Annotated in this window: 11 protein-coding genes; 4 read left to right on the forward strand and 7 right to left on the reverse strand. The window is 65.9% G+C overall.

From position 1 onward, the window contains the following. Position 1: 1 nt before the first annotated feature. The 3 genes from JWQ90_RS02775 to JWQ90_RS02785 are packed head-to-tail and all read right to left on the reverse strand — an operon-like array spanning position 2 to position 3,695. The gene (locus JWQ90_RS02775) at positions 2-646 is read right to left on the reverse strand and encodes a phosphoribosylanthranilate isomerase (protein ID WP_299689052.1); all 645 of its coding nucleotides are present in this window, start codon (positions 644-646) and stop codon (positions 2-4) included. 39 nt (positions 647-685) lie between these two features. Then, entirely contained in the window at positions 686-1,465 is a 780-nt protein-coding gene (gene truA, locus JWQ90_RS02780) for a tRNA pseudouridine(38-40) synthase TruA (RefSeq protein ID WP_299689055.1), read from the reverse strand. Between the two features lie 16 nt (positions 1,466-1,481). Next, complete coding sequence (locus JWQ90_RS02785) at positions 1,482-3,695, reverse strand: FimV/HubP family polar landmark protein (protein WP_299689058.1); 2,214 nt, start codon at positions 3,693-3,695, stop codon at positions 1,482-1,484. 388 nt (positions 3,696-4,083) lie between these two features. On the opposite strand from JWQ90_RS02785, the gene JWQ90_RS02790 reads away from it, so the two are divergent. After that, positions 4,084-4,854, forward strand: a complete 771-nt coding sequence (locus tag JWQ90_RS02790) for a DUF6683 family protein (RefSeq protein ID WP_366919416.1) — start codon at positions 4,084-4,086, stop codon at positions 4,852-4,854. An 89-nt stretch (positions 4,855-4,943) separates the two neighbouring features. Here the strand turns inward: JWQ90_RS02790 and asd are convergent, their stop codons facing one another. The 4 genes from asd to leuC all read right to left on the reverse strand — a co-directional run bounded on the left by asd (position 4,944) and on the right by leuC (position 9,347). Further along, positions 4,944-6,068, reverse strand: a complete 1,125-nt coding sequence (asd, locus tag JWQ90_RS02795) for an aspartate-semialdehyde dehydrogenase (protein ID WP_299689063.1) — start codon at positions 6,066-6,068, stop codon at positions 4,944-4,946. 26 nt (positions 6,069-6,094) lie between these two features. Next, complete coding sequence (gene leuB / locus JWQ90_RS02800; RefSeq protein WP_299689065.1) at positions 6,095-7,171, reverse strand: 3-isopropylmalate dehydrogenase; 1,077 nt, start codon at positions 7,169-7,171, stop codon at positions 6,095-6,097. 113 nt (positions 7,172-7,284) lie between these two features. After that, positions 7,285-7,926 carry a 3-isopropylmalate dehydratase small subunit gene (leuD, locus tag JWQ90_RS02805; RefSeq protein WP_299689068.1) on the reverse strand — a complete coding sequence of 214 codons (642 nt, stop codon included), beginning with the start codon at positions 7,924-7,926 and terminating at the stop codon, positions 7,285-7,287. Continuing rightward, positions 7,923-9,347, reverse strand: a complete 1,425-nt coding sequence (gene leuC, locus JWQ90_RS02810; protein ID WP_299689071.1) for a 3-isopropylmalate dehydratase large subunit — start codon at positions 9,345-9,347, stop codon at positions 7,923-7,925. Before leuC ends, leuD begins: the two co-directional genes overlap by 4 nt. Positions 9,348-9,464: 117 nt before the next feature. Between leuC and JWQ90_RS02815 the strand changes: the two genes are divergently transcribed. From JWQ90_RS02815 to JWQ90_RS02825, 3 genes are all read left to right on the forward strand, one after another. Further along, on the forward strand, positions 9,465-10,337 hold the full coding sequence (locus tag JWQ90_RS02815; protein ID WP_299689074.1) for a LysR family transcriptional regulator: 873 nt from the start codon (positions 9,465-9,467) through the stop codon (positions 10,335-10,337). Between the two features lie 13 nt (positions 10,338-10,350). Next, positions 10,351-11,205 carry an alpha/beta fold hydrolase gene (locus JWQ90_RS02820; RefSeq protein ID WP_299689077.1) on the forward strand — a complete coding sequence of 285 codons (855 nt, stop codon included), beginning with the start codon at positions 10,351-10,353 and terminating at the stop codon, positions 11,203-11,205. A 210-nt stretch (positions 11,206-11,415) separates the two neighbouring features. After that, on the forward strand, positions 11,416-13,611 hold the full coding sequence (locus tag JWQ90_RS02825; protein WP_299689080.1) for a glycoside hydrolase family 3 C-terminal domain-containing protein: 2,196 nt from the start codon (positions 11,416-11,418) through the stop codon (positions 13,609-13,611). The last annotated feature ends 2 nt before the right edge of the window (positions 13,612-13,613 follow it).

The following is a 13,613-nucleotide window of genomic DNA, read 5'->3' on the forward strand; positions in this document are numbered from 1 at the left end:
TTTAGGGTGACTGAAGGTCGGCGCGGCGGACCGCGTCGACGAAAGCCCGCATCAGCGCGGGATCCTTGATGCCCGGCGCCGACTCGATTCCGCTGGATACATCCACGGCCGGCGGGGCCGCCATTGTAACCGCCTGGGCGACGTTGACCGGGCTCAGCCCACCGGCCAGCACCCAGGATTTGCTCAAGCCACGCGGTGACCGCGACCAATCGAAGCGGTGCCCGGTACCGCCCAGAGCACCGGGAGCGTGGCTGTCCAGCAGCAGTCCGCGCGCTCGTGAATAGCGCCGGCACCAGTCTTCCAGATCCTGGCTCTCGGCCATCGGCACAGCCTTCAGATACGGCCGCGCCCAGCGTTCGCAGAACAGCGGCGATTCCTGCCCGTGAAACTGCAGCAAGTCAGGTTCGATACGGTCGATGACCTCGGCGACCAGCGCCTCGTCGGCATCGCGAAAGAGCGCGACGACGCTGACGAAGACCGGCACACGGCGGCGCAGCTCGGCGGCGGCGGCCAGCGACACCACACGCTGGCTGCGGCTGTCGAAGATCAGGCCGACCGCATCCACCCCCAGGCTCAACGCGATGTCGAGATCCTCGGCGCGGGTGAATCCGCAGAACTTGATACGTGTCGGGATACGTGTCGGCAAGGCAGCTTCGCGTCGGGCAGTTGGAGACAGGACAACCGCTCAGGGCAACCAGAATTCCTGCGCGGCCGGAATGCCGAATTCGGACGGATAGTCGGCAGCCACAAAGTATAGCCCCTGGGCCGGTGCGGTCATGCCGGCGCGAGTGCGGTCGCGGCCGGCCAGCACCTCGGCGACCCAGGCTTCGGAGCGACGTCCGCTGCCAACCTCGATCAGCGTACCGGCGATGTTGCGCACCATGTGATGCAGGAACGCGTTGGCGCGGATGTCCAGCAGCACGAAGTCGTTTTCGCGATGTACGGCGATGTCGGTGATGCAGCGCATCGGCGTGTTCGACTGGCACTGAGATCCGCGGAACGCCGAAAAATCGAGTTCACCGGCCAGGTGCTGTGCGGCACGATGCATGGCATCGGCATCCAGTGTCCAGGCCAGCCAGGCCGCGCGATCACTGAGCAGCGCCGAGCGAGCGCGACTGTTGTGCATCACGTAGCGATAGCGGCGTGCGACCGCGCTGTGCCGTGCGTGGAAATCGTCGCGCACGGCCTGTACCCAGCGCAGCGAAATATCCGCCGGCAGATTCGCGTTGGTGCCGAGGAGCCAGGCATAAGGACTGCGAACCGACAGCGAATCGAAGTGGATGACCTGCGCATAGCCATGCACGCCGGCATCGGTACGGCCGGCTGCCGAAATGGCGACCGGATGCGCTGCGACCCTGGACAGCGCGGCTTCGAGTTCGCCCTGCACCGAGATCGCATGCGGCTGCGATTGCCATCCCGAATAACGCGTGCCGACGTATTCGACCGCGGCCGCCCAACGCGTCATCCGGACGAAATCCCGCCTAGAGCGGCAGTCGCTGCAGCAGAGACTGCGCGTCGGCCTGCTGCGCGGCATTGCCCTGCAGTGCCACCTCGGCGAGCAGATCGCGCGCCATCTGCTTGTCGCCCATGTCCAGATAGGCACGCGCCAGATCGAGCTTGGTGCCGACTTCGTCGTCGGTCGAGATCTCGACTTCGGGCTCGGCCTCGTAAAGATCGATGTCGGACGGATCGATATCGGGCAGTGCTTCGAACGCCACCACGCCGGGATCCGACAGATCGAGCGCCGCCGGCGCGGCGCCGGACGTCGAGGGCGACGAACCTCGCCAATGGGTCTGCGTATGCCAGGTCGACACATCGACCGGCGCACTGGCGTCGAACTGGCTCAACTCGAATTCGAGCAGATTGTCGTTCCTGGCTGCGGGCGTCTCCGGAGGAGCCGGCATCTCTAGCATCGGCTCGAGTCGGAACTCGACGCCGTTTCCGTGATGTTCGGCCCGAATCAGCTCGGCATCGGTCTCGCCACGAAACAGCGTCGCATCCGGGCACAACTGGCCGCCCATGAATACCAGGCGGCCCCACTCCGACGGCCCGACGCGCGGCTGGATCTGCAGCGCCAGTGCTTCAAAGTCAGCTGCCCGCCCCGCAGCGAAATAGGTCTCGGCCAGCTTCATCTGCAGGTCGTTGCGTTCGGGCTCGTTCGTGCTCGCCTCGAGCAGACCGCGCACCGCCTCGTCGTAAAGGCCATAGGACAAATGGAAGTCCGCTTCGGCCAGCGGATCGAGCTCATCCAGCGAAGGCTGAGCGCCTGTGATCGAAGTCGCGAGGTCGATATCGGCCGGATGCGCGTCTTCGCCCTCGATCGGCGAGACTTCGGCCATGGGCTCGGCTTCGGCCTGCGGCAGGTCGATGATCGCCTCACTTGCAATCGCAGCCTCGGTCGGCAGCTCGGGCGGCGCCTCCGGGCTGACAAGCACGAGCGGCTCGCCGGCCGGCAACGCAGCAAGCTCGACCTCCGGCTCGATCGCCGTGGCCGCGGCAGCGAGCGGAGCCGCCGCCACCGGCACGTCGCTGCGAACCGGCACTGCAGGCGGCAGGCGGCGACGGCGCCACAAAACCCATACCGCCAGCAGCGCCAGCACCAACAGAACCAGCGCCCACGGCAGCGGATACGACGCGGGCGGCGCAGGCGGTGCGGGCGTGGCTGCCGGCGGTGTCGCGGGCGCCGGAGTTGCAGCCGGAACCGGAGTTTCGGCCGGTGCCGCATCGGCGGCGGCAGTTGGAGCGGCTGCATCGACGGCGCCGGGCGGCGCCGGGCTTGCAGCCTCGGTTCCGGCGGGCGCTTCCGGCACCGCGGCCGGCACAATCGGAGTCTCTGCTGCCACGACCGCAGGCGCTTCGGCGACGGCGGCCGGCTTGGCCGGTGCAGCCGCCGCGGCACCGCTCACGGCGGCAGACGACGAAGTACGCAGAGCCTGCACGCGACGGCGCGCTTCGATCTCGGGCACGGCCCGCATTTCATCGACGCTCGGCACACGCAGCACCGAGCCGATCAACAGGCCATTGATGCCGCCGATGAAAGCCTGAGGATTGGCGGTGTACAGGGCCAGCATCGTCTGGTCCATCGAGACCAGCGATGGATCGGGGCGCAACTTCGACGCGACGCTCCAGAACGTCTGTCCGGATCGGATCGGGCCATAGCTCCGGGGTTGCTGCTGCTGCGCGCTGGCGGCTGCATCGGATGTCGGAACCGCGTCGTCGGTCGTGGGCACGTCGGCGGGCGCAAACGATCCGGCTTTGGCGGTCTCATAGACGCGGCCCGGCGCAGCCGCGCCGGACTCGGGGGCGTTCGGCCCGCTCGGCGGCAGATCCAGCAGCACCGAATAGCCGCGCAGCACACGGCTGTTGCCGGCGCGAGCCTCCACCAGCAAGGCGATGAAGGGCTCGCGCGCGATCTCGTCGCTGCTGATCCTGACTTTCGATCCGATGACGCTGAACTTGAGGCTGGACAGGTAATCACCGCGTTCGACTCCGGCTTTCTCGAAGTCCGCTGGCGAGGCCAGTTGCACGCGCAGACCTTCCGCCTCGTCCTGGCTCAGAGACGTCAGCGGAATCGTCGCGGACAAGGCCTGATTCAAATGCGACGCGACCTGAATCTCGCCCAGCCCCAGGGAATAGGCGGCGGTGCAGAAAAGACCAGCCAGCAGCGCCGTCCCCTTAGCCAGTCTTTGCAGCATCTAGGTCTCCGCGCGCCGCCCGCATCTGCGCGTCTAATTGTGGTCGAGGCCTGCGTCGCGCCGATGGCGCGATCTGCAGTGCCTCATACAGTAGCAAAAGTGCCCCGGCCGCCGGGCCGGGCCACTGCCCCGCTGGCACCAGCGGCTGGTGCGGCAGGATCAACGGCGCGGGCACCTGGCGCAAGCAACAAGCGGAGCAGCGTCGCCAGAAACGCCAGAGCCGTTCCGGGCCGGCCGGAATCCGTTCGGCCGCTGATCTAGGGCCTGTTGACATTTAATTGGCCAGCGCAGCGATCAATTAAATGTCAACAGGCCCTAGGCAGTGGACGAAGGGTTTTCTGAACAGGAGCTTACATCTCATGGCAGCGGTTTTGCTTATAGTCATTCCATGGTTTCAAGAAATCGTCGTATTCAATATCTGATTGGCGCCGCGTTACTCACCTCGTTCGGAGCGCGCGGCCATGCGCAGGCCGTGGACACTGCCGAGCTGTCGGTGCTGTATGCCTCGCCTGCATTCCAGCAGAGCGTGATGCAGAAAGTCGGCAAGCCGACACTCGCCGCGGGCCAGCGCAGCGTGCTCGGCGCCAGCGCGCCGCCTTCATCGGCCGCAGTGCGCATCTACATGCCGGAGACCGTCAGTGCCGACCTCGACTACCAGGCTCAGGAGGGCATCAGCCGCACCTTGCGCGAGCAACTCGCGCGCCGCGTCGTCAATGCCGATCCACAACAGGAGCCCGAGGTGCGCACCGCACTGGCCAGCGGCTGGATCTGGCAACAGTTCGATGCGCTGCTGTCCGGCATCGGCTACTCGAGCCGCAACCTCGCCGACGTGATGGCCTCGTATTACGTCGGCAGCTGGGAAATCGTCAATCATACGGTCGTGCCGCCCAACTACTTCCGGGCGGTGCGCAATCAGCTCGCTCGTTCATTGCGGCACAGCCCGGAAATCATTCTTATGAGCGACGCCGAGAAGCAGCGCACCTCGGAAGCGCTCGGCATCCTGACCACGGTCGCCGGCAACGGCAGCCAGGAGCTGCTGAAAAAAGGCGATCAGATCGGTTATCTGGCGATGCAGAGCGCGGTCTACGAATCCCTGTTGTTGCAGGGCATCGATCTGAAGCATCTGACGCTGACGTACCTTGGCTTTCAGCCGAGCTGAAATCTCCGCTTAACGTAGGTCGGCAATCCCTTGCCAACATGCCAAGTCGATACGCAATCGAGGCCTCACGTCGGCAAAGGATTGCCGACCTACGCGGCCAGCAGGATCCGCAGCATCCGCCGCAGCGGCTCGGCCGCGCCCCACAGCAGCTGATCGCCGCAGGTAAACGCAGCCAGATATTCCGGCCCCATGTTGAGCTTTCGCAGACGGCCGACCGGCACCTGCAGCCGGCCGCTAACCGCGGCCGGCGTCAGCTCGCGCATACTGGCCTCGCGATCGTTCGGCACCACGCGCACCCAGTCGTTGGCGGTCCCGATCAGCGCCTGGATCTCGGCCAGCGGCACGTCGCGGTGCAGCTTGATCGTCAGCGCTTGGCTGTGGCAGCGCATTGCGCCGATGCGCACGCACAGGCCGTCGACCGGGATTGGTTCCCAATCCGAACCATGACCGCGGCCGAGAATCTTGTTGGTCTCGGCCTGGCCTTTCCATTCTTCCTTGGACTGGCCGTTGTCGAGCTGCTTGTCGATGTACGGGATCAGGCTGCCCGCCAAGGCCACGCCGAAGTTCTGCGTCGGAAATTCCGCACTGCGCAGCGTCGCGGTGACCTGGGTATCGATGTCGAGAATGCTGCTGGCCGGATCGGCGAGCAGGCCGGACACGGCCGCATGGGTCGCGCCCATCTGCGCGATCAGCTCGCGCATGTTCTGTGCACCGGCGCCACTGGCGGCCTGGTAGGTCATCGCGCTCATCCACTCGACCAGGTTCTCGCGATACAGCGCTCCAAGCGCCATCAGCATCAGGCTGACGGTGCAGTTGCCGCCGATGTAGTTCTTTACGCCGCTGTCGATGCCGCGGGAAATCACTTCGCTGTTGACCGGATCGAGCACGATGATCGCGTCGTTGCTCATGCGCAGCGTCGAGGCCGCGTCGATCCAGTAACCGTTCCAGCCGGAAGCCCGCAGCTTCGGGAAAATCTCGCCGGTGTAATCGCCACCCTGGCAGGTGATGACGACGTCCATCGCGCGCAGCGCGTCGACGCTGGCGGCGTCGAGCAGCTTGCCGGCGTTCTTTGCAAACGCAGGCGCGGCTCCGCCGACGTTCGAGGTCGTGAAGAAATGCGGTTCGATCAGCGCGAAATCATTCTCCTGCTGCATGCGCTGCATCAGCACCGAACCCACCATGCCGCGCCAACCCACCATGCCGACTTTCTTCATCTTCGTTCTCTGTTGCCCTCTTCGAATCAGCGCTGCAGCGCTGCCACTACCGCATCGCCCATCTCGCGCGTGCCGATGATCTTCTCGCCAGGCTGCGCGATGTCGCCGGTGCGATGGCCGGCACGCAGCACGCCCTTCACCGCCGCGTCGATGCGATCGGCGATGTCGCCGCGATCGAAGCTGTACTTGAACATCATGCCAACGGACAGGATCGTCGCCAGCGGATTGGCCTTGTTCTGGCCGGCGATATCCGGCGCGCTGCCGTGAATCGGCTCGTACATGCCCTTGCCGTTCACGTCCAGCGAAGCCGAAGGCAGCATGCCGATCGAGCCGCCGAGCATCGAGGCTTCATCGGAAAGAATGTCGCCGAAGATATTGCCGGTGACGATCACGTCGAACTGCCTGGGCCTGCGGATCAGCTGCATCGCCGCGTTGTCGACGTACATATGGCTCAGCTCGACGTCGGGATAGCCCTTGCCGACTTCGATGACGACTTCGCGCCACAGCCGCGAAGTCTCCAGCACGTTTTCCTTGTCGACCGAACACAGCTTCTTGCTGCGCTTGCGTGCCGCCTCGAAGCCGAGACGTGCGATGCGCTCCACCTCGGTGCGGCTGTAATGCATGGTGTCGTAGCCTTCTTCGACGCCTTCGGCATTCGTGCGGCGGCCGCGCGGCTGGCCAAAGTAGATGTCGCCGGTCAGCTCGCGCAGGATCAGCAGATCCAGGCCGGCGATGATCTCCGGCTTCAGCGACGAGGCCGCGGCAAGCTCTGCATAAGCCAGCGCCGGGCGGAAGTTCGCGAACAGGCCGAGATCCTTGCGAATGCCGAGCAGGCCGCGTTCCGGGCGCAGTTCGCGCGGCAGCTCGTCGTACTTGGGGCCGCCGACGGCACCGAGCAGGATGGCGTCGGCCGCACGCGCGAGTTTCTGCGTGGATTCGGGGTAAGGATGGCCTTCGGCGTCGACCGCCGCGCCGCCGAGCAGGCCGAATTCGTATTCGAGCGCTTCGCCTTCGGCGCGCAGTACGTCGAGCACTTTCACGGCTTCGGCCATCACTTCAAGGCCGATGTAGTCGCCCGGGAGGATCGCGATTTTTTTGGTCATGTTTTCTTTCGGGTTTCAGCTGGAACTGTAGGAGCGGGTCATACCCGCGACTGGATCTTCAAGGGCACAGTCGCGGGTATGACCCGCTCCTACAGTCAGATGATTGAGTTCGGTTATGCCGTAAACAGCCACGGCGCTTCTTCCCTGCGACGCGCCTCGTACGCCCGGATCGCATCTCCCGCCTGCAGCGTCAGCCCGATCTCGTCGAGGCCGCGCACCAGGCAATCCTTGCGGAAGTCGTCGACGTCGAAGCGATGCCGCAAGCCGCCGGGTGTGATCACCACCTGCTCGGGCAGATCGATCGTCAGCTGGTAACCCGGCGTCGCGGCGAGTTCCTCGAACAGCGACTCGATCACCTCGGCCGGCAGCGCCACCGGCAGGAATCCGGTCTTGAATGAATTGTTATAGAAGATGTCGGCGAAACTGCTCGCGATCACTGCGCGAAAACCGAAATCGTCCAGCGCCCAGACCGCGTGTTCGCGCGAAGAACCGCAGCCAAAATTCTCGCGGCTCAGCAGGATCTGCGCATCGCGAAACGCCGGCTGGTTCAGCACGAAGTCGGGATTCGGCCGCCGGCTCGCGACCGGCACGTCAAGCTCACCCGGATCGAGGTAGCGCCAACTATCGAACAGGTACTGACCGAAGCCGGTGCGCTTGATCGACTTCAAGTACTGCTTCGGAATAATCGCGTCGGTGTCGACGTTCGGCCGGTCCAGCGGCGCGACCTTGGCGGTGACGCTAGTGAAGGCTCTCATGCAAAGCTCCTGACATCGACGAAGTGCCCGGCAATACCGGCGGCGGCAGCCATCGCCGGCGATACCAGATGGGTACGGCCGCCCTGCCCCTGGCGCCCTTCGAAATTGCGGTTGCTGGTCGACGCACAGCGCTCGCCCGGTTCCAGGCGGTCGGCATTCATCGCCAGGCACATCGAGCAGCCCGGCTCGCGCCACTCGAAGCCGGCGTTTAGAAAGATCGTGTGCAGACCTTCTTTCTCGGCCTGCGCCTTGACCAGGCCCGAGCCCGGCACGACCAGCGCCAGCTTGACGCTGGCGGCCTTGGTCCTGCCGCGTACGATCACGGCCGCGGCGCGCAGATCCTCGATGCGCGAGTTGGTACAGGAGCCGATGAAAACCTTGTCGATCCGGATCTGCTCGATCGGCTGGTTCGCCTGCAGGCCCATGTAGGCCAGCGCCTTTTCCATGCCGGAGCGCTTGACCGCGTCACCGACCTTGGCCGGGTCCGGCACCGAGGCCGACACCGGCAGCACCATTTCCGGCGATGTGCCCCAGGTCACCTGCGGCTGGATCTCGGCCGCATCGAGCACGACTTCCTTGTCGAACAGCGCGCCTTCATCCGAGTGCAGCGTCTGCCAGTGCGCGGCCGCTTGGTCCCAGTGGTCGCCCTTGGGCGAGAACGGGCGTCCCTTGCAGTAGGCTATCGTCGTCTGGTCGACCGCGATCAGGCCGGCGCGCGCGCCGCCTTCGATCGCCATGTTGCAGACCGTCATGCGGCCTTCCATCGACAGCGCGGTGATCGCCTCACCGGCAAATTCGATCGAGTAACCATTGCCGCCGGCGGTGCCGATGCGGCCGATGATCGCCAGCACGATGTCTTTCGCGGTAACGCCCGGGCCGACCCGGCCGCGCACGACGATGCGCAGGGTCTTGGTTTTTTTCGCGATCAGGCACTGCGTGGCCAGCACATGCTCGACTTCGGAGGTGCCGATGCCGAAGGCCAGCGCACCGAAGGCGCCGTGCGTCGAAGTATGCGAGTCGCCGCAGACCACAGTCATGCCCGGCAAGGTCGCGCCCTGCTCCGGGCCGATCACATGGACGATGCCCTGGCGCAGATCGCTCATCTTGAAAAGCGTGATGCCGCTCTCAACACAATTGGACTCCAAAGCTTCGACCTGAGTGCGGGAAATCGGGTCGGTGATGCCGGAGCTTCTATTGGTGGTCGGCACGTTGTGATCGGCCACCGCAAGGTTCGCGGAAATGCTCCAGGGCTTGCGTCCATTCAGACGCAGCCCGTCGAAGGCCTGCGGGCTGGTGACTTCGTGCACCAGGTGGCGGTCGATATAGATCAGGCAGGAACCGTCGCCCTTGTCCTGGACGACGTGCTCATCCCAGATTTTTTCGTACAGGGTTCGTGCTGGCGTGTGCGCTGCGGAGGCCATTGGATCGCTCGTTCGGCTATCGGATGGCGCGGATTTTAGGCCTGGGCTTGCCATAACTCCAATGAATCGTTTGAATATCCTGCATTCCGTTATGGAATTCGAGAGCAGTGCCTGTCCATGGATACCCAGGATCTGAATGCCTTCGTCGAAGTCGCCGAGACCGGCTCGTTCTCAGCCGCCGCCGAGCGCCTGCACCTGACCCAGCCGGCGATCAGCAAGCGCGTCGCGTCGCTGGAGAACCGGCTGAAGCGGCCGCTGTTCGACCGCGTCGGCCGGCGCATCACGCTGACCGAGGCCGGCATCGCGCTGCTGCCCTATGCGCGACGTGTGCTGCACGAGCTGGAAGACGGGCGGCGCGCGGTGTCGCGGCTGTCCGTGGAGATCAGCGGCCGGCTGTCGATCGGTACCAGCCACCACATCGGCCTGCACCGGCTGCCGCCGGTGCTGAAGCATTACACCCAGCACTATCCCGAAGTCGATCTCGACATCCATTTCATGGACTCCGAGGACGCCTGCGACGCGGTGCTGGCCGGCAAGCTCGAACTCGGCATCGTCACCCTGCCGCTGGCGCCGCTGCCCAAGCTCGAACAGCGCCTGGTGTGGCCCGATCCGCTGGCGGTGGTGGTGTCGCCCGAGCATGAACTGTCCAGGCTGAAGACGGTCGATCTGACTATGCTGGCCGCGCATCCCGCGGTGTTGCCGGACGCGGCCACGTACACTCATCGCATCATCACCTCGGCGCTGCAGCGGCATGGTGTGGCGCCGCGGGTGCGGCTGGCGACAAACTATCTGGAGACGCTGAAGATGCTGGTCGCGATCGGCCTGGGCTGGAGCGTGCTGCCGCGCTCGATGCTCGACGACAGCATCCGCGCGATCGACGTCGCCGGCTTCGAGCTGCAGCGCGAACTCGGCATCGTCTGGCACCAGCGCCGCACCCAATCCGCACCCGCCCGGGCGCTCATCGAAGAGCTGCTCGGAACTGCCACTTGACCTCGTCTCTTTCATGCTCAGTAGCAACTTCAGGCTCGAACCCCGTCCCGTCCGCATCGGCGGCTACCAGACCCGCCTTCTGGAACGCAGCGGCCCCGCGGATCTGACGCTGCTGTTCATCCACGGCTGGGCCGACAGCGCCGATACCTATCGGCCGCTGATGGCGGCGCTGGCCGACGTGCCGGCGCGGCTGGTCGCCGTCGACCTGCCGCAGTTCGGCGCCGCCGAGGATCTGGCGCCCGGGCCGCAGCTGCCGCAATTCGTCGCGTTCGTGCGGGCCGCGCTGGCTCATTTCGGCGCCCGCGGCAGGCTGCTGCCGATCGCGCAATCCCTGGGCGGACGCGCGCTGCTGATGGCGCTGAACCAGCCCCTGAGCCTCGACATTCCGGGCTGCGTAGTGATCGGCCCGGCGCCGCTGGATCTGCCGGCCTGGCAGAAGATGCTGGTGCGCAACGGCTCGCTGGCGCCCAGCGCCAGCCGGCTCGGCGACGAGCTGAGCTGGGAGCAGCAACAGGCCGAGTTCCTGAAGAGCTTCAAGCGCACCTGCCTGGCGCAGCCCGAACTCGTAGCGGACTCGGTTTACGCCGATTACCTGAGCCATTACACGCCGGCGCGCATCGCCCGCCACATGAGTTCACTGATCTCGATCGGCAACGAACTTCAGCAGCCGCTGCAGCTGTCGGCGCTGCAGCTGCCGGTCGAAATGATCTGGGGCGAGCTCGACCGCATGGCGCCGCTCAAGGGCGCCGATCGCTATGTAGAGGCGCTGGCGCAGGTGAATCTGACGGTCTTCAAGGGCTGCGGCCATCACGCGCATCTGGAGCGGGTGGCCGAGACCGCCGGGATCGTGCGCCGGCTGATTCCCTGAACCTGTAGGAGCGGACCTTGTCCGCGATTCTTCGAGTGAGCGCTACCGTCGAGAATCGCGGACAAGGTCCGCTCCTACAGTTGTGCATCGAGAGCCTGACGTGATTCCCCGGCGCCCGACCTAGTCAGGACGAACGAGGTCGCCGGCGCGGCTCCGCTCCTAAGATGCGGCGGACAAGACTGCGACAGCAGCGCTGCGAGGGAGGACGCTATGAAGCTCGATCGTGGCCTGCGCTATTGCGCAGCAATGGTGCTTGCGATGCAGGCGGCTGGCAGCGATGCAGCAAGCCGCTGCGGCGACGCCGCGCAGCGCCCCTGGTGCGACACCACGCTGAGCGCGTCACAGCGATCCGATCTGCTGCTGGCTTCGATGACGCTGTCACAGAAGATCGGGATGATGGCCGGTGACGATGCGCTGAGCGTGATCAACGGCACACCGGCGACCGGTGTCGTCGACGGCATACCGGCACTCGGCATCCCGACGCTGTACATGTCCGACGGCCCGGTCGGGCCGCGCGAGGGCAAGGCCACCGCAATGCCCTCGCCGCTCGCGCTCGGCGCCAGCTTCGATCCGGCGCTGGCGCGGCGCGTCGGCGCGGCCATCGCCAACGAGGTCCGCTACGAGGGCAACGACCTGCTGCACGGCCCGAGCGTCGACGTGATGCGCACACCGCTGTCCGGCCGCGCGTTCGAAACCTATGGCGAAGATCCGCTGCTGAGCAGCCGTATCGCGCCGCAATGGATCATCGGCGCGCAGAGTGAAGGCGTGATCGCCAACGTCAAGCACTTTGCGGTCTATACACAGGAAGGCCAGATCGGCGTGCCGCCGGTGACCGCGCTGATCGGCGGGCGCCAGCTGGTCAATGCACTGATCGACGAGCGCACGCTGCGCGAGCTGTATCTGCCGCCTTTCGAGGCCGCCGTGCAACGGGGCGAAGTCGGCTCGCTGATGTGCGCCTACCACTTCGTCAACAGTGCGCCGGCCTGCTCCAGCGCACATCTGCTCGAAGACATCCTGCGGCAGGAATGGGGCTTCGACGGTTTCGTGGTCTCCGACTACTACCTGGCAGTGAAGGACACGGTGCTGAGCGCGCGCAACGGCCTGGAGATCGAGATGCCGATCGGCACTTTCTATACGCCGCTGCTGCTGGAGCTGCAGGTACGCGCCGGCCTGATACCCGTGAGTACCATTGACCAGCGCGTCGGCAACATCTTGCGCACGCTGTTCCGCTTCGGCTTCTTCGACCGCGCCGACTTCCCTTCCGACGACACGTTGATCGATCAGCCTGCGCACGCGCGGGTCGCGCGCGACGCCGCCGAGCGAGGCATGGTGCTGCTGCGCAATACCGGCGTGCTGCCGCTGGATGCGCGCCAGCTGCGCCGCATCGCGGTGATCGGCGAGCCGGCGACGCGGCTGCCCAATGGCGGCGGCTCGTCGGCCGTGGTGCCGTTCCAGTTCGTTACGCCGCTGGACGCGATCACGCAGCGCGCCGGCAGCGGTATCGCGGTGAGCTACGACGACGGCCGCCAGCCGGCGAGCGCCACGGCGCTGGCCGCAAAATCCGATGTGGTGCTGGTATTCGTCGCCGACAAAAGCTCGGAAGGCGTCGACAAGCGCTGCCTGTCGCTGGACTGCCCGCTGCTCGGCCGCAGCGCGCAGGACAGGCTGATCGAAGCCGTCGCGGCAGCCAACCCAAACACCGTCGTGATGCTCGAGATCGGCGGCCCGGTGCTGACGCCGTGGCGCGAGCACGTCGCCGCAATTCTCAGCGCCTGGTATCCGGGCCAGGAAGCCGGCGCGGCGATGGCGCGCGTGCTGTTCGGCGACACCGATCCGGGCGGCCGCCTGCCGGTCAGCTTTCCGGCGGCCGAGAAGGACACCGCGACCGCCGGCCACCTCGCACGCTATCCGGGCCTGCTGAACCAGGCGTTCTATTCCGAAGGGATCTTCACCGGCTACCGCTGGCACGACGCCAATAACGTCGCACCGGCTTATGCCTTCGGCTTTGGCCTGTCGTATACGCAGTTCGAGACCGGCGAACTCGAGGTGTCCACGCGCCGCGACGGCGGGCTGCGGGTGGCGATGAGCATCCGCAATGCCGGCAGCCGCGCCGGCTGGGCAGTGGCGCAGCTCTACCTCGGCCTGCCCTCGCCATCCGCCGACGTCGCGCAACCGGTGCATGCCTTGAAGGGCTTCGACAAACAGCGGCTGCAGCCTGGCGAATCACAACGCCTGCAATTCGATCTCGACCCTCGTGCGCTGTCGTATTGGGACATCGCCGACAACCGCTGGCGCGTCGCCGCCGGTTGCTATTCGATCGATGCCGGCAGCTCATCACGCGAGCTGCCGCTGCATCGGGCGATGAACCGCGCCGCCGACTCGAGTTGGTCCGCCGGCTGCCCCTGATG

Origin of the sequence: Hydrocarboniphaga sp. (genome assembly GCF_028291725.1) — a bacterium.
Lineage (GTDB): Bacteria > Pseudomonadota > Gammaproteobacteria > Nevskiales > Nevskiaceae > Hydrocarboniphaga.

Excerpts from the sequence above, each read along its gene's own strand:
- truA (WP_299689055.1), bottom strand. The coding sequence starts at position 1,465 with ATGACGCGTTGGGCGGCCGCGGTCGAATACGTCGGCACGCGTTATTCG.
- JWQ90_RS02785 (WP_299689058.1), bottom strand. The coding sequence starts at position 3,695 with ATGCTGCAAAGACTGGCTAAGGGGACGGCGCTGCTGGCTGGTCTTTTC.
- JWQ90_RS02790 (WP_366919416.1), top strand. The coding sequence starts at position 4,084 with ATGGTTTCAAGAAATCGTCGTATTCAATATCTGATTGGCGCCGCGTTA.
- asd (WP_299689063.1), bottom strand. The coding sequence starts at position 6,068 with ATGAAGAAAGTCGGCATGGTGGGTTGGCGCGGCATGGTGGGTTCGGTG.
- leuB (WP_299689065.1), bottom strand. The coding sequence starts at position 7,171 with ATGACCAAAAAAATCGCGATCCTCCCGGGCGACTACATCGGCCTTGAA.
- leuD (WP_299689068.1), bottom strand. The coding sequence starts at position 7,926 with ATGAGAGCCTTCACTAGCGTCACCGCCAAGGTCGCGCCGCTGGACCGG.
- leuC (WP_299689071.1), bottom strand. The coding sequence starts at position 9,347 with ATGGCCTCCGCAGCGCACACGCCAGCACGAACCCTGTACGAAAAAATC.
- JWQ90_RS02815 (WP_299689074.1), top strand. The coding sequence starts at position 9,465 with ATGGATACCCAGGATCTGAATGCCTTCGTCGAAGTCGCCGAGACCGGC.
- JWQ90_RS02820 (WP_299689077.1), top strand. The coding sequence starts at position 10,351 with ATGCTCAGTAGCAACTTCAGGCTCGAACCCCGTCCCGTCCGCATCGGC.
- JWQ90_RS02825 (WP_299689080.1), top strand. The coding sequence starts at position 11,416 with ATGAAGCTCGATCGTGGCCTGCGCTATTGCGCAGCAATGGTGCTTGCG.